The organism is Paucibacter sp. DJ2R-2 (assembly GCF_025717675.1).
Classification (GTDB): Bacteria; Pseudomonadota; Gammaproteobacteria; order Burkholderiales; family Burkholderiaceae_C; genus Paucibacter_A.
In genome coordinates, this window is the sequence record NZ_JAJIRT010000003.1 from 186,487 (window position 1) to 200,940 (window position 14,454).

General features: G+C 58.9%; 14 protein-coding genes and 4 pseudogenes. 12 read left to right on the forward strand and 6 right to left on the reverse strand.

Annotated features, from left to right (window positions below; all coding sequences use genetic code 11):
- Positions 1–4: 4 nt before the first annotated feature.
- The 6 genes and pseudogenes from LNV28_RS10150 (at position 5) to LNV28_RS10175 (ending at position 6,381) form a co-directional block, all read left to right on the forward strand.
- Entirely contained in the window at positions 5–1,564 is a 1,560-nt protein-coding gene (locus LNV28_RS10150; RefSeq protein WP_318013846.1) for a methyl-accepting chemotaxis protein, read from the forward strand.
- 75 nt (positions 1,565–1,639) lie between these two features.
- A pseudogene (locus LNV28_RS10155) lies at positions 1,640–2,517 on the forward strand (IS3 family transposase); the annotation flags it as partial.
- 67 nt (positions 2,518–2,584) lie between these two features.
- A pseudogene (locus LNV28_RS10160) lies at positions 2,585–2,737 on the forward strand (IS30 family transposase); the annotation flags it as partial.
- Positions 2,738–3,099: 362 nt separating this feature from the next.
- Positions 3,100–3,261: a hypothetical protein gene (locus tag LNV28_RS10165; RefSeq protein ID WP_263568888.1), complete on the forward strand. Its 162-nt coding sequence runs from the start codon at positions 3,100–3,102 to the stop codon at positions 3,259–3,261.
- A gap of 51 nt (positions 3,262–3,312) precedes the next feature.
- Positions 3,313–5,250 carry a methyl-accepting chemotaxis protein gene (locus LNV28_RS10170; protein WP_263568889.1) on the forward strand — a complete coding sequence of 646 codons (1,938 nt, stop codon included), beginning with the start codon at positions 3,313–3,315 and terminating at the stop codon, positions 5,248–5,250.
- A gap of 162 nt (positions 5,251–5,412) precedes the next feature.
- Positions 5,413–6,381: a sensor domain-containing diguanylate cyclase gene (locus LNV28_RS10175; protein ID WP_263568890.1), complete on the forward strand. Its 969-nt coding sequence runs from the start codon at positions 5,413–5,415 to the stop codon at positions 6,379–6,381.
- Between the two features lie 32 nt (positions 6,382–6,413).
- Here LNV28_RS10175 and LNV28_RS10180 read toward each other — a convergent pair.
- Positions 6,414–6,785: pseudogene (locus LNV28_RS10180) on the reverse strand (integrase core domain-containing protein).
- 13 nt (positions 6,786–6,798) lie between these two features.
- Here LNV28_RS10180 and LNV28_RS10185 point away from each other — a divergent pair.
- From LNV28_RS10185 to tnpB, 3 genes are all read left to right on the forward strand, one after another.
- Positions 6,799–8,168, forward strand: a protein-coding gene (locus LNV28_RS10185; RefSeq protein ID WP_411969950.1) for an IS3 family transposase whose coding sequence is annotated in 2 segments (ribosomal slippage) — positions 6,799–7,287 and positions 7,290–8,168 — 1,368 coding nt in all. Because the reading frame shifts where the segments join, the coding sequence is not laid out codon by codon here.
- Between the two features lie 51 nt (positions 8,169–8,219).
- The gene (locus LNV28_RS10190) at positions 8,220–8,570 is read left to right on the forward strand and encodes a transposase (RefSeq protein ID WP_263568892.1); all 351 of its coding nucleotides are present in this window, start codon (positions 8,220–8,222) and stop codon (positions 8,568–8,570) included.
- Positions 8,571–8,713: 143 nt separating this feature from the next.
- Entirely contained in the window at positions 8,714–8,866 is a 153-nt protein-coding gene (tnpB, locus tag LNV28_RS25195; protein ID WP_411969951.1) for an IS66 family insertion sequence element accessory protein TnpB, read from the forward strand.
- Here the strand turns inward: tnpB and LNV28_RS10195 are convergent.
- Positions 8,794–9,123, reverse strand: coding sequence for a hypothetical protein (locus LNV28_RS10195; RefSeq protein WP_263568893.1), 330 nt, complete (start codon positions 9,121–9,123; stop codon positions 8,794–8,796). The two genes, tnpB and LNV28_RS10195, sit on opposite strands and share 73 nt — an antisense overlap.
- Here LNV28_RS10195 and LNV28_RS10200 point away from each other — a divergent pair.
- The 3 genes and pseudogenes from LNV28_RS10200 to LNV28_RS10210 all read left to right on the forward strand — a co-directional run bounded on the left by LNV28_RS10200 (position 9,115) and on the right by LNV28_RS10210 (position 10,459).
- Positions 9,115–9,567 (forward strand): IS66 family transposase zinc-finger binding domain-containing protein, encoded by a 453-nt coding sequence (locus tag LNV28_RS10200; RefSeq protein ID WP_263568894.1) that lies wholly within the window; start codon positions 9,115–9,117, stop codon positions 9,565–9,567. The two genes, LNV28_RS10195 and LNV28_RS10200, sit on opposite strands and share 9 nt — an antisense overlap.
- A pseudogene (gene tnpC / locus LNV28_RS10205) lies at positions 9,498–10,336 on the forward strand (IS66 family transposase); the annotation flags it as partial. The gene LNV28_RS10200 and the pseudogene tnpC, both read left to right, overlap by 70 nt.
- A complete protein-coding gene (locus tag LNV28_RS10210; protein WP_263568953.1) occupies positions 10,322–10,459 on the forward strand; it encodes a transposase domain-containing protein in 138 nt (45 codons plus the stop codon). The pseudogene tnpC and the gene LNV28_RS10210, both read left to right, overlap by 15 nt.
- Positions 10,460–10,733: 274 nt before the next feature.
- Here the strand turns inward: LNV28_RS10210 and LNV28_RS10215 are convergent, their stop codons facing one another.
- From LNV28_RS10215 to LNV28_RS10230, 4 genes are all read right to left on the reverse strand, one after another.
- Positions 10,734–11,108, reverse strand: coding sequence for a hypothetical protein (locus LNV28_RS10215; RefSeq protein WP_263568895.1), 375 nt, complete (start codon positions 11,106–11,108; stop codon positions 10,734–10,736).
- Positions 11,080–11,214 carry a hypothetical protein gene (locus tag LNV28_RS10220; RefSeq protein ID WP_263568896.1) on the reverse strand — a complete coding sequence of 45 codons (135 nt, stop codon included), beginning with the start codon at positions 11,212–11,214 and terminating at the stop codon, positions 11,080–11,082. Before LNV28_RS10220 ends, LNV28_RS10215 begins: the two co-directional genes overlap by 29 nt.
- 484 nt (positions 11,215–11,698) lie before the next feature.
- Entirely contained in the window at positions 11,699–12,622 is a 924-nt protein-coding gene (gene ccsB, locus LNV28_RS10225; RefSeq protein WP_263568897.1) for a c-type cytochrome biogenesis protein CcsB, read from the reverse strand.
- Positions 12,619–14,445, reverse strand: coding sequence for a cytochrome c biogenesis ResB family protein (locus tag LNV28_RS10230; RefSeq protein ID WP_263568898.1), 1,827 nt, complete (start codon positions 14,443–14,445; stop codon positions 12,619–12,621). Before LNV28_RS10230 ends, ccsB begins: the two co-directional genes overlap by 4 nt.
- Positions 14,446–14,454 lie beyond the last annotated feature (9 nt).

The following is a 14,454-nucleotide window of genomic DNA, read 5'->3' on the forward strand; positions in this document are numbered from 1 at the left end:
TCCTATGAATCAACTCGGCCTACGTAATGCTGGCATCGGTGTGCGGCTTGGTGGCGCGTTCGGCGCTCTGACACTGTTGTTGTTGGGCAGCGTGATCTTTGGTGTCACGCGCCTGGCCGCACTCAATCTCACAGTGGCATCACTTACTCGGCAGGCGCAAGTGGAACAGCTATCTGCGACGATGATCTCAATGGCGCACGAGACTTCGAGTGCACTTGGCCGCGCCGTGATGGCTGATGAAATGGATTTGATCCAGTCCAGTCTCAAGGAAGTCGACAAACTACACGGCGAAATCGACAGGAAACAGGAGTTTCTGACTCGGGTCGTAAGCAGCGACGATACCCGTTTGCTGTTGAAGGCTGCGGAGGAAGCCGAGGCGGCATATCGAAGCAACCTGGACAAGGTGGCTGCTGCAATCAAGGGGGGGGACACCGACGCCGCGCGAATAGCGCTCAATGAAAAGTCGCTTCGCAGCGCACAGTCGAGCTATTTGGCTGCACTGTCAGAGCTCGTAGAGAGGGAAGGTAGGGCTATGGACGCCGCCAAGACTCAAGCGGATTACGCTTATGCAGAGAGTCGAAGCCTTCTGCTTTTCGCTGCTTTGTTTGCTGGCGTTTTGGCTGTTGTTCTAGCCATCTGGATCACTCGCGGACTGACTCGTCCCGCGGCGGAAGCTGTTGCAGTGGCAGCCCGCATTGCTGGTGGTGACTTGACCCAGGATGCGAGCTCGGACAGAAACGATGAAATGGGCAAGATTCTCAATGCGATGCAAGTGATGCAAGAGTCATTGCGCGCCTTGGTAGGGGGTGTTCGCAGTACCAGTCACAGTATCGCGACGGCCAGTGCTGAAATCGCAGACGGAAACCTGGACTTGAGCCAGCGTACCGAGCAACAGGCATCGGCCCTAGAGGAAACCGCTGCATCGATGGAGCAGCTGGGCGCAACAGTCAAGCAAAACGCTGACAACGCTCAGCACGCCAACAAATTGGCGCAAGGCGCCTCGGAAGTAGCCATGAAAGGTGGCGCAGTTGTACGAGAGGTCGTTGAGATGATGCGGGGTATCAACGACAGCAGCAAGAAGATCGTCGACATCATCAGTGTCATTGATGGCATCGCATTCCAGACCAACATCCTTGCATTGAATGCTGCCGTTGAAGCGGCCCGCGCCGGCGAACAAGGCCGAGGCTTCGCAGTCGTGGCCAGCGAGGTGCGCAGCCTTGCGCAACGCTCGGCTGCTGCGGCCAAGGAGATCAAGACTCTTATCGGAGCCAGTGTCGAGAGCGTCGAGCAAGGGGCATCGTTGGCGGATCAGGCTGGTGCGACGATGGTGGAGATTGTGACTTCAACCAAGCGCGTGTCAGACATTGTCGGAGAGATCAGCAGAGCGAGTATGGAGCAAAGCGCTGGCGTGGTGCAGGTGGGAGAGGCGGTCAGCCAGATGGACCAGGCCACGCAGCAGAATGCCGCCCTGGTGGAAGAGAGTTCCGCCGCAACTGAAAGCCTAAAGGTTCAGGCTCAATCTCTCGTGAAAGCTGTTGAGGTTTTCAAGCTGAGTGCGATGTAGGCTTTGTTGGGCGGCGGGTTGCTGCCGGTCTCATGGACACCTTGTTAAGGTGTGAAGTGAAATCGGAGGTGGGTTCTGGGAGCAGGAAGGAAATTCAGCTGGGAGTTCAAAGTTGAGGTGGTGAAGCTGGTCCAGGAGCGTGTCGTGTTGATCAAGCAGGCGGCGCTGGCCTTGGATATCCACCACGGGATGCTGAGGACTTGGATGCGAGAGATTGCGGTCGATCTGCGGCAGGCATTTCCCGGCAAAGGCGTGATGAAGCCCGAGCAGGCCAAAAATGTGCAGTTGAAGCAGGTAGTGGGCAGGCTGAAGATTAAGCGAGACATCTTAAGTAGGGCCACGGCATGCTTTGCCAAGGACTCATTGTGAAGTTCGAGTTCGTGGCGAAGCGCCGAGGGTTTTGGCCGGCGTTGGTGATTTGTGGGGCGCTCGGTGTCTCGCGCAGCGGCTTCTATGCCTGGCTGATTAGGCTGAGAATCGCGGGCAGCTTGACCCATGAGGGCATAGGCAAGCAGGTCAAACAAGATTCCTGGACAGTGACCGCACCTACGGCGCCCGCCGGGTCTGGCGCGACGTGCTGGCCAGTGGCGTGGACTTGTGGGCTGCACCTGATCGAGAAGCTCATGCAGCAGCAAGCGCTGCGTGCAAGGCCCAGGCGGCGCGGCCTACCCAAGGATGACAGCCAACGAGGCGTGGCCGCGAGCAATGTGCTGGATCGACAATTCAAGGCCAAGGGGCCGAATCAGAAGTGGGTGGCGGACTTCACCTACATCTGGACGGCCGAAGGCTGGCTGTACGTGGCGGTGGTGCTGGACCTGTTCTCACGCCGCGCAGTGGGCTGGTCGATACAGGCCAGCATGACATCGCAGCTGGTGGCGGATGCGCTGATGATGGCCGTTTGGCGTCGCGGCAAACCGCTGGCACTTTTGCATCATTCGGATCAGGGCGCCCAAGGCGGATTCAACCGGTCGTCGCAACACCTTCAACCAGGAGGTGTTTTTGGGGCGACCCATAGGATGGATGAAGCAGTTGACTGGCATAGACGCAATACGATCTCCTGGGGCACCTCCGCTACGGCGAGAGGTCGAGCGTCAGTTCCGGGTTCAGGTTGCAACCGGCGTCACGAGCGAGAAGGCCGCAGACGCCGTTGGCGTTTCGCAGGCTGTGAGATCTTGATGGTTCCAGCACCGTGGCGGCATAGAGTTCGAAAAATCTCATCGAGATTAGTTCGGCGCCCGCGGAATCGGCAGCAGCCTAGCCCTTGCGTACTTGCTTTTCCAGCCGTACCAAGTTGCCGCGCAGATGCCGTGCTTGCGGCAGGTCTCTGTCACCGCGACCCCGGCTACCTCTTTCTTCAGGATCGCCAGGATCTGACTCTCGCTGAACTTGCTCTTCCTCGTTACTACCTCATCCTCCTTCGTTGGGCCCGCACTCTCCCGTTAGGCACGGTCTGTTTTCAGGGGAAGCTGACGTTTTTTGGGGGGGGCATGGTTTGGCACCAGTATCTCGGATGCTCTGTCCTTGGGAGCTACACCATGAATACCAATCTTGGAATCATGGTTGATTTGCGCACGCGAACATTCAATGTATTATTTATACATGTATTTGAAATGTGTTTTAATGATCATTTGGAGGCGATGATGGTCAGGTCATCGGAGCTTGCGCATTTCGCGCGGGCTTTTGAGGCTTTGCATTGAGCTGCGCATGGTGACCGGACAGTCGCATCTTAGGAACATCAAGGGCCAAAAATGCTTCATTGGATCAACGATCAATCGATGGCGCGCAAGTTCGTGCTGATTGGCGCCCTGGCGTTTTGCATGACCGCAGTCCCGACTTGGATTGCCATCAAGTCTCATAGCGAAGATATCGCCATGGCAGACGCTGAAGCTCGAGGCTTGGCGCCGGCAGGAGACATGCTCAGGCTCGTGAGATTGACTCAGCAGCACCGCGGAATAACCGCGCTGGCGCTCAGTGGAAAGCCTGACGCTGCCAAAAATCGTTCCCTTAAGCAGGCAGAAGTTGAGCTGGCCTTAGCTAAGGCTATCAAGTCCAGCGGCTTGCTGAAAAGCCAAGCGCTCAACGCCGAATTGGCGCGGATCAACACGGGCTGGGACGAGATTGCGACAGCACTGGGCCGACGTGACCTTGTTGGACCAGCCAGCTTTCGTGCTCACACATCCCTGATCGAGCAGGAACTGGCGGCTCTAGAGAACGTTGTGTATGTGTCAAGCATGCACCTAGACCCGTCAGCTGCTAGCTACTACCTCATCAGTGCAGTCCTGATGCACGCCCCGCAGCTCAGCGAATCGTTGGGGCGGATGCGGGCAGTGGGAGTGAGTCTGCTTGCGAAGGGCCAAGCGTCACCAGAAGAGCGCATGCGATTACAGACCTTGGTCGAGACCGCGCGTGTCCAGCTTGATGCCACAGCGCGGGACTTTAAGCGCAGCGTGGAAGCAGATGCGTCGCTGGGCCCCGCGCTGACTGCACGACATGCGGCAGCCGCGTCGGCGGCTCAGGAGGCCATTGAGATGGTTGACCGAGGCATTCTGAAACCGACCGAGCTGACTATGCCAGCGGCAGACTACCTGGCCGCAACAACGCGCATCATTGATACGCAGTTCGCCTTTATCGAGCCGGCTTTTGAGAAGATTGAGAAGTTGCTATCGACTCAAGTCGCGGACGCCAAGAGCACCGTGTTCGCGATTGCGGCCCTTGTACTGATGGCTACAACGCTTGGTTTCTGGTTGATGTGGACAGTGGCGCGCGCAACCTCACGTGCAATCGGCTCAGCGTTGGCGCTCGCCAAGGCTGTCGCCGCGGGCGACTTGACTAGCGACGTAGGCCAAGCAGGTCGCGACGAGCTCGGCCAGCTTCTTGGTGTGCTGCAGCTCATGAACGGAAGCCTTGTGAAGCTCGTGACCGAGATACGACTCAGTGCCGAGTCTGTGTCAACCGGCAGCACTGAAATTGCTGAGGGCAACTCAGATCTGTCGCAGCGCACCGAGACTCAAGCAAGCAGCCTGCAAGAGACGGCTGCTTCGATGGAAGAGTTGACGGCCACAGTTCGCGAGAACAGTGACAGCTCGCAGCAGGCGACCGAATTGGCAGAAAGCGCCAGCGAAGCGGCTAGGTCGGGTCAAGCTGTGGTTGCGCAAGTCATAGAGACCATGCATAGCATCTCGGCGGCGAGCGGGCGCATCGCTGAAATCACAAGCATCATTGATGCGCTCGCCTTTCAGACAAATATCTTGGCTCTAAACGCGGCAGTCGAAGCCGCGCGAGCGGGGGAGCATGGGCGAGGCTTCGCCGTCGTTGCCGCCGAGGTTCGCACGCTAGCTCAGAGGTCCGCCACTTCAGCGAGGGAAATTAAAGAGCTAATCAGCTCGAGCAGCGAGCGCGTTGATGCCGGCACCAAATTGGCTGCCGAGTCGGGGCACGCGATGCACGAAATTGTGGGGCGCATAGCCAAGGTATCCACCTTGGTGAGCCAGATTCGAGACTCCAGCAGTGAGCAGGCACAAGGCATCGCCCAGGTTGGAGAAGCGGTGTCGCACCTTGATACCGTGACCCAGCAAAACGCAGCACTGGTTGAAGAGAGTGCGGCAGCTGCTGAGAGCTTGCGACTGCAGGCTGAAGGGCTGACTGATCTGGTCAGTACTTTTCGCATTGGGTTGCAGCCTATTTGATGCCCTAGTGCGCAGCTCTACGAGCTTCCTTACCCTTGCGCGCAGCCGATGGCTCGTAGTGAATCATGGGTCTTGGAGCAGCAGTCGATACCTAGTCGGGTGACTGTTTCTAGCCGCAAAGGTGCGTTGCGACTAGCCCTGGAATCAGGAGTGCAATTGGTCATGGCGAACGACGCCGATTCTGATCGTTTTGGGATGATGGGGATAATTGCGGATGAGCTCGTTGACGCCATCATCACAATTAGACCGGATCAAACAATTGTAGTGGCCAACAAGGCTGCAACCCAGTTACTGGGTTATTCTCAGGACGAGCTACTTGGGCTGGATTTAACTTGGCTGATGCCAGAGCGATTCCGCGACGCGCACCGTACAGGCATGGCGGCATACCTGAAGACTGGAGGCAAAGTTCGCAAGTTTAATGGCTACATTGATATTATTGGCCTCACTAAGGAAGGCCGAGAAATTCCTCTATCGCTCAGCATGACTTGCACCGTCCACGGAGACCAAATGTTCTTGACCGGTGTATTGCGCGATATGTCTGCACTCGCTGCTGCGAAACAGACAATTCACCGACAGTTGGATGAATTTCGGGCTGTCAATGATCATTGGCAGCGATTGGCGGATCAAGATCCACTCACGCAAACGCTGAACAGGCGAGCCCTACAGCGGCTTTTACCTGAATTGTGGTATAGCTCAAAACCACCTTTGGCGCCGATGGCGATTCTGCTGTGCGATATAGATCACTTTAAACAGTATAACGATACCTACGGTCATTTAGATGGCGATAGATGTCTGATTTCTATTGCGAAGGCATTGAGAGATACTTTGGGTGATGCGGCACCATTGGTGCGGTTTGGTGGCGAGGAATTCATTGCGCTATTGCCGTCCGGCTACCCAATTTCCGCTCTGGAAGCAGCCACAAAAATGCAGCGAGCCGTGTGGGATCTGAACATCGAACATACAGGGTCGTCAGTGAAATCTACGGTCACCTTGAGTATTGGTGGGGCTATTCATGGTGAGTTTGATGTCAAGCCTGAATCACTATTGCGGCATGCGGACGACGCGCTATATGTGGCTAAGCGCGTTCGCAATTACATAGTTTTTTGGAATTCGAGGCTGATGGGGGCGTAATTGCCAATAATTCAATACTGTAAGCTTCCCAGTCAAGTAGACAGTCGATTGCTGGAATCTACGGCATTGGTTTTCCTGTACAAGATCTGATTGCGAGGCCGTCCGCCTAGGGCGTCGTGAGGACGCTGGTCGTTGTAGATGCGCGGCCATTCCTCGGTGATGTGCTCGACCTGTTCAATGCTCTTGAACACCTAGGCGTCCAAGACCTCGTGCCGGTCGGTTCGGTTGAATCCTTCGATGTACGCGTTTTGGGTGGGCTCGCCGGGTTCGGTGTGATTGAGCTTGATGCCCTTGGAGGCAGCCCAGTTGTATGCGTCCGGCCATCCCGTCTTGAATTGAGGCATCGCGGCTGCAAGGATCGTGTCCACGCAATCAATGAACTGACCCCAGAAAGCTGGACTCATACGAGACACCAACTTGAACAAATACTCCGAGCAGCAAAAGCTGGATGCCGTCGAGAGCTACCGCTCTGGCGAACTGGGGCTCCGAGCTACGGCAGCGCTTCACAGCGTCGACGTCGCATCGCTTCGCAAATGGGTTGCCGCATATGAGGCAATCGGTATCGCGGGAATCCAACGGAAGCGGCGTCAGGCGTACGACCTAAACTTCAAGCTGGAGGTCCTCCGGAAGCTCAAGTCGGAGGGACTGTCCTATCGACAGGCGGGAGCCCTGTTCAATGTCCGCCGCTTCGACTCCATCGCCTCATGGGAGCAGGCATATGACAGAGACGGTATAGCCGGTCTGATGCCTCATAAACCTTCACATCGAGAACGCGCTGCGCAGAGTGGCGTGCCAAAGCCCGCGACCGATCCTGCCAACGCGGAGACACCGAGCCGCCAAGAATTGCTTGACGAGCTGGAAGCTCTTCGCACGGAGAACGCCTACCTAAAAAAATTGAAGGCCTTAGTTCAGGCTCAAGCGAAATCGGCGCCAGGCAGCGGGCGCAAATCGTGATTGAACTAAGGCCTCAATATCCTCTCGCGGCGCTCCTCCGCGCCGCAGGCCTAGCCCGAAGCACCTTTTACTATCAGCAGACCGCTCTGCAGGTCGTAGACAAGTACGCGGCCACCAAAGACCAGATCAAGGCGATTTACGACCGACACAAAGGCCGATACGGCTATCGGCGCATCACGGCGACGCTGCGCAGGCAAGGCAGCGTGATCAACCACAAGACAGTGCAGCGACTCATGGAAGAGCTGCAGCTGAAGTCGCTCGTCCGCTTGAAGAAGTACCGGTCGTACCGCGGGCAGGTGGGGCAAGTTGCTCCGAATCTCATCGACAGAGACTTTGAGGCAGCGCGTCCAAACGAGAAGTGGGTGACCGACGTTACCGAGTTCAAGGTCGACGGGCAGAAGCTTTACCTGTCCCCCGTGATGGACTTATTCAGCGGCGAGATACTTGCGTATACGACCGCGAGAAGGCCGCTTTTCAACATGATCGGCACGATGCTCAGCAGGGCGTTCTCTCGCCTCGGACCAGATGACCGCCCGATCCTGCATTCCGACCAAGGCTGGCAGTATCAGATGGACAAGTACCGGCAACGCCTCCGTGAACGTTCCATCACGCAAAGCATGTCTCGAAAGGGAAATTGCCTGGACAATGCTGCGATGGAGAGCTTCTTCGGGACGTTGAAGTCGGAGTATTTCCATCTCAACAAGTTCGCCAGTGTGGAAGAACTGGAGGTCGGCCTGAGGGGCTATATCCGCTACTACAACCGGGACCGAATACGGCTGAAATTGAACGGACTGAGCCCCATCGAATATCGTCAACGCGTCGCCACGAACTAGCCCACCACCCGTCCAACTTCACGGGGTCAGTTCAATCAACAGGTGGACACGATGGCAAGCGAGAAACCCGCAAGACGACGGAACTACAGCAAAGCGTTGAAAGCTCAGGAGCTGGTCGAATGCGCAGCACCAGGCGCTTCGGTTGCGAAGGTTGCCCACGGCATCAATGCCAATGCCGTGCACCGCTGGCGGCAATTGCTGCGCGAGGGCAAGCCATCGGCTCCCGCGATCTCAAGTGGCTTTGTTTCGGTGTCGCTTGCCACGATGCCCTCGGCGTCGACGCCCATCGCCGGCGCCGACATCCAGGTTGAACTTCGCCGTGGCGCCATCGTCATGACGATCAACTGGCCGACATCGGCGGCGGCCGAGTTCGCCGCCTGGACACGCGAGCTGCTGCGTTGATCCGCATCGACTCTGTGTGGATGGCGGCCTTGCCGCTGGACATGCGGGCGGGCACCGAGTCAGCGTTGGCCCGCGTGGTCTAGGTCTTCGGCGCGGCTCATCCGCATACGGCTTACCTCTTCGCCAATCGTCGAGCCAACCGGATGAAGGTGCTGGTGCACGACGGTGTTGGCATCTGGCTGGCCGCCCGGCGGCTGCATCGTGGCAAGTTCATCTGGCCCCATCACGTCAAAGTCACATTGAGTCTGAGTCGGGTGCAACTCGATGCACTGTACGGGGCTTGCCATGGCAGATGATGGGCGAGGCCGAAGTCATTCGCGTGCTGTAGTGCAATTGCCGGAAGTGCCGATGCCTGCTGGTATCGAAGCGGGCAAGATGCATTCTCATAATCCACGAAGCCCAACTCGATGACCTGACGCCCGCGCAGCTGCGCGAGCTGAGCGAGCGACTGCTGAACGAGGTACGCCACAAGCAGGCCACCATCGACAAGCTCACGCACGAGAACGCGGTGCTCAAGCGGATGAAGTTCGCGGCCAGCAGCGAAGTGTTCCAAGGCGATCAGCGCAGCTTGCTCGAAGACTCGGTCGATGAAGACCTGGAGGCCGTGCAAAGCGAGTTGCAGCAACTCTCTACCAAGCCGGCCAGTCCAGAGCGCCAGACACCCAAGCGGCAAGCGCTACCCGCAGAGCTGCCACGCCGCGAGTTCCGCCACGAGCCCGACAACACCCAATGCGCCTGCGGCTGCCAGATGAAGCGCATCGGCGAAGACGTGGCCGAGAAGTTGGACTACGAGCCGGGCGTGTTTACCGTCGAGTGCCATATCCGTGGCAAGTGGGCTTGCGCCAAGTGCGAGCGCCTGATGCAAGCGCCGGTCGAGGCACACGTCATCGACAAGGGCATCCTATCGCTGGCCTGCTCGCGCAGGAGCTGGTCGCCAAGTACGCCGATCATCAGCCGCCGTATCGCCAGGAAGGCATTTATGCCCGCTCCGGCGTGACACTGCCGCGCTCGACATTGGCCGCCTGGGGCGGCGCATGTGGCGTGCAGTTACAGCCCTGGTGGACGCACTCAAGACAGAGATGCTCGGCCACCGCGTGCTTCATGCCGATGAGACGCCGGTAGCGATGCTTGACCCCGGCGCGGGCAAGACGCATCGGGCCTATCTATGGAGCTACTCCACCGGCCAGTTCGAGGACAGCCGCATCGTCGTCTACGACTTCGCCGAGAGTCGCGCCGGCAAGCACGCGATGGAGTTCCTGGGCGACTGGCGTGGCGCGCTCGTCTGCGATGACTACTCCGGCTACAAGGCGCTGCTGGCAAAAGGCTAGCTGGAAGTCGGCTGCATGGCGCATGCGCGGCGCAAGTTCTACAAACTCTGGGCAAACCATCGCAGCCAGATCGCCGAGCAGGCACTGAGCCACTTCGGCAAGCTGTACGAGGTCGAGCGCGAGGTGCAGGCATCTGCGCCGCAGCTACGTCTGCAGGCCCGACAGAGCCAGGCCAAGCCTGTGGCCGATGCATTGCATCTCTGGCTCACGCTGCACCGGCAGAAGGTGCCAGACGGCTCCGCCACAGCCAAGGCCATCGACTACAGCCTCAAACGTTGGGTGGCGCTCACGCGCTACCTCACAGACGCCATGCTGCCCATCGACAACAACTGGGTTGAGAACCGTATCCGGCCGGTAGCGCTGGGCCGGAGCAATTGGATCTTCGCGGGCAGTCTGCGTGCGGGCAAACGGGCAGCGGCCGTCATGAGCTTGATCCAGTCAGCCAAGCTCAATGGGCTGGAGTCGTGGGCCTACCTGAAGGACGTGTTGACCAGGCTGCCGACACAGCCCGCCAGCCGTATCGCTGAGTTGCTGCCGCATCGCTGGGCGCAGCCGACATAGCTTGAAGCTAGGTCAGCCAGTCAAGATGACTTGGCTGGACGCATACGCCCAGTCGGTGAAATCCCTGGCTTGTCATCTCCGGGTCGTTGTCTATGCGGTTGCTGTCCGGGGCACCGTACCAGTCGATCAAACGCTTCAAGGCTCGGATCAGCCGAGGCGATGGAATCGAGATGCCGACCTCGATGTACCGCGCCTACCGGTTGGCTTCGTCGATCATATTGAGAGTTCGAAACTTGCGACCGTCGCAGAGCACGTCCTGCATGAAGTCCAAGGCTCAACCTCGATTGACCAGAGCGCTTGCTTGCAGCGGAACAGAATCGCGCATCTGGATGCGCTTCTTGGTTCGCTTGCGGATGTTGAGCTCCCGTTGGCAATACGCGCGCCGCTCGCGCTTGTGATTCCAGCGGCGCCAATTCTGACGCAGCCGGTCGAAGCACTTCCAGATTTCCCAGCGCGGGCTGATTTCAACTATTGCGGTGAGCGCGTCGATCACTTCGGCTTCTCGTGTCACCGCCGACCCGGCAGGCTTGTTGTACGCCATCCTAGACAGACGCAAGTTCCCGCAGGCCTTGCTCACCGTCAGACCTCGGTCTTGGATCAGGTCTTCGGCCGCCAACCGTTTAGCTGACGGCTTCAGTACTTTTTGCAATGACTTCCTTCATCGCCGCCGCTTCCAACGCCAGGTCGGCATACATGCGCTTGAGCCGGGCGTTCTCCGCTTCAAGCTCGCGCATGCGTGTCAGCTCGGACATCATGGCACTTGCGTACGTGCTCTTCCAGCCGTACTAGGTCGCCGTGCTGATGCCGTGCTTACGGCAGACCTCAGCCACTGGCACTCCTGCCACGCCTTCCTTCAAGATCGCCGCAATTTTGGCTCTCGTTGAACTTGCTCTTCCCATCTACGCCCCTTCCTTTTCGGCGGACCGCAATCTTCAATTTTTAGCTGTCTGTTTCTGGGAGGGGGCTTACGCTATGACCGCGTCCAGCGGTACACGATGAAGGTAGGGAATCCAGAAATGATGAAAAGTGCAGCGGCAACGGCCGCGGAGTGACCAGCAAATTCGGCATTGGGCCATCTGTCATCCAACAGGAGTGATGTAGCGAGCCAAGAAAGAAACAGGATGCTGGGCGCAAGCAAGCGCAGCCAAACGGTCCTCGCAGAGAGAGCCCAGGCAGCGGAGACGTTCGCGAGAATGCCGCCGCAGATCAAGTACACGGCCAGAGTTGCGGTGCTTGGTGTCATAGGGCGCCGTATGAATGGAGCCCCGAAAGATAGATGTTCACGCCGAGGAATGCAAAAAGAGTGATGAGTAGCCCAACAAGCGACCACCATGCCAACAGGCGATTACGACGACCGCCACCGACTAGGCGTAGGTGGAGCCAAGCGGCGTAATTCAGCCACACCACCAGCGCCCAGGTTTCCTTCGGGTCCCAGCTCCAGTAGCCGCCCCATGCTTCGGCAGCCCATAGCGCGCCCAGCACTGTGGCAACGGTGAAAGCAACGAAGCCGACTGCGATGAGGCTGTAGCTTGCCTGTTCGAGGGCCTTCTTGGCTGGCAGGCGTACCTCGGCAAAGGGGAGATCGGCGGCCAGCCAGGCCAGGCTACACATGGCGGCTAGGCAGAACGCGCCGTAGCCGATGAAGTTCGCCGGCACATGCAGCTTCATCCAGTAGGAGTCCAGCGCAGGAACGAGCGGCGCTTGCTCATGGCCGCCACGTGCCAGCGCGTACCAGAACAGGAATGCAACGGCAGCCGAACCAATTGGCGCCAGGAAGGCGCCCAGGTTCGCCAGGTCTCGGCGGGACTGAAGTCGCAGCTGCATGGCGCCAACTATCAGCACGAAGAGCACGAACACCTCGTACAAGTTGCTTATTGGCACATGCCCGATGCCGTCGGCGAGCCGATACGACTCCACCCAACGCAGCGCCAGTCCGCTTGCGCCCAGACCCAAGGCTGACTGTGTTAGGCGAGCGGGCCATGGGTTGGCGGATTGACGCCACCAAGCCACGGAATAAGCTGGCAAAGCCGCAATAGTGGCGAGGCCCATGCCGAATATCTGAGCTTGGCTACTGCCCAGGGTGCGGGACAACGTGGCCACACCACACCAATGGACAAGTACGCTTACGAAAAATAGGGTTAGTGCGCCTACGATCCAGTTCATACAGACTCCTTCCGCATGGGGTCAAGAAAGGCCAGAAGCTCTTCATTCAGGCCATCTAGTGGGCGGTGTGCTGCTAGCGCGAACATCACGCCGCCTGGGACTTCGCGCACCCACAGACGCCGCTCGGGACACAGCACCATCAGCGTGACGCCGAGGGCGAGTAGGGCCATACCTGCGTAAACAATGATTTCGCCGGGCGCTTCGCTAACCTGCAGCACGCTGGCTGCCACTGGCCGCACCTCGTCAACCTGCACCAGTGGCGGTTTGCCAGCTTCGGCCCAGTGGCTGTAGGCCAATAAGGCGTCGCTAACGAACGTCAGTGCATCGGCGGGCGTCTGCTCTGGGTGTTGCGCGATCCACGTCTGCATGGCGTACCGTGACAGCAACTCGACCAGCACCCGCTGAGTGTTGGCGTCCCCAACCCGTGCAAAGCCACCGTTTAGGAATTGCTGGAGTGCCAAGGGCAATGCCTGTGCGACCACCTTGGGTGCATCAGCCGTCAGTTGCGATGTAGTCGCTGGGTCTTGGAGTGCCCCCAGCAACTGGCGGTAGTCATGCAGCGTGCCGTCGGAGCCCACGGGAATTCTCAAGTAGCGCTGCTCGGATTGCCCGTCCATGACGCCGAACACCGAATATTGGCGCCCGTCAAAGGTCAATGGACGTAGAAATACGGTCTCGGTCTGAATCTGCCCCGAGCTGTCGCGCAAGCGCAGCTCGACGCTAGGGCCCAGGTCGACCCGTTTTGCCGCTTGGCTGCCCGAGAGGAAAGTCTCCCGCCAGCTTCGTGATGCCGATGCTTCCGGCGACACGAGATTGCGCGGCTTGTAGCCTGTGAACTCTGCCGTCTGGGGTTGGCCGTCGACAAGAATCGATTGTGGTTGCCCGACCTGGGCTTGCATTTTCCGGCTGTCCACGCCGCCGCGAAGCAGCCACGTGCCGCGAAGTACTGATCCGCCGTCATCAAAGCCAGACTGGTAAAAGCGTAGCCGTCCATGGTGGGCCGGTGCGTTCATCGACACTCGCAGCGGCACAGGACCACTGCGAACTGCGGGGTCGTTAATCTCGATGTCGCTTACGAAGTCCCGTGGCTGGCCGCCTGGATGTGTCTCGATACGGAACCCGACGAGACGCACGGTCACAGGCAACTGCCGTAGCAGGTACCCATCAGATAGATTGAGGCTGACCCATTGGTCGGCTTGGCCTTCCACCAAACGCATCGCACCGCGAAACGCGCCGGCGTCCGGCCTTAGGCGGCTTGACGCGCTCAGCTCAGCTGGTGGGCGTCCCATCGGAGCTGGGTCCGCTCGGCCGGAAGCGAGCTTTACCTGCAAGCCGAGATTGGCATCCACGAGTCCGCCGACGCTGATGACGACGATGGCCAAGTGCGTTGCGATATAGCCGAGTCGGCGAACCTGCCCCTTCTTGGCTGAAATCGTCAGACCCTCTCCGCGCCAGCGCCATCCGCCCGCCCGCAGTGCTACCAGCACCTGCGCCTGAAGGTCGGCATGGATGTTCAGCTGTGCCCGGACAGGCAAACGGGCCAGTTGGTCAGCATTCAGGTGGTGTTTGAACCCACGCGATTCACGCCACATGCCCGGCGTGTGACGCCAGACACACAGGCCAGTAGACACAGTCAGGAAGCCGAGCAATGCTAGAAACCAAGGCGCGTGATAGATGTCGTGCAAGCCTATCAGGCGGTAGCTGCTGGCCCAAATCAGCCCGTATCGGCCCACATCCAAGGCGAAAGGCTGGTTCTGCTCGACCAACGAGCCGATGCTGGCCGCGACGGCCACCACTGCCAGCACAGCGACCGCGAATGGCATGGAGCCCAG

Excerpts from the sequence above, each read along its gene's own strand:
- LNV28_RS10150 (WP_318013846.1), top strand. The coding sequence starts at position 5 with ATGAATCAACTCGGCCTACGTAATGCTGGCATCGGTGTGCGGCTTGGT.
- LNV28_RS10165 (WP_263568888.1), top strand. The coding sequence starts at position 3,100 with ATGAATACCAATCTTGGAATCATGGTTGATTTGCGCACGCGAACATTC.
- LNV28_RS10170 (WP_263568889.1), top strand. The coding sequence starts at position 3,313 with ATGCTTCATTGGATCAACGATCAATCGATGGCGCGCAAGTTCGTGCTG.
- LNV28_RS10175 (WP_263568890.1), top strand. The coding sequence starts at position 5,413 with ATGGCGAACGACGCCGATTCTGATCGTTTTGGGATGATGGGGATAATT.
- LNV28_RS10190 (WP_263568892.1), top strand. The coding sequence starts at position 8,220 with ATGGCAAGCGAGAAACCCGCAAGACGACGGAACTACAGCAAAGCGTTG.
- tnpB (WP_411969951.1), top strand. The coding sequence starts at position 8,714 with ATGAAGGTGCTGGTGCACGACGGTGTTGGCATCTGGCTGGCCGCCCGG.
- LNV28_RS10210 (WP_263568953.1), top strand. The coding sequence starts at position 10,322 with ATGAGCTTGATCCAGTCAGCCAAGCTCAATGGGCTGGAGTCGTGGGCC.
- LNV28_RS10220 (WP_263568896.1), bottom strand. The coding sequence starts at position 11,214 with ATGATGTCCGAGCTGACACGCATGCGCGAGCTTGAAGCGGAGAACGCC.
- ccsB (WP_263568897.1), bottom strand. The coding sequence starts at position 12,622 with ATGAACTGGATCGTAGGCGCACTAACCCTATTTTTCGTAAGCGTACTT.
- LNV28_RS10230 (WP_263568898.1), bottom strand. The coding sequence starts at position 14,445 with ATGCCATTCGCGGTCGCTGTGCTGGCAGTGGTGGCCGTCGCGGCCAGC.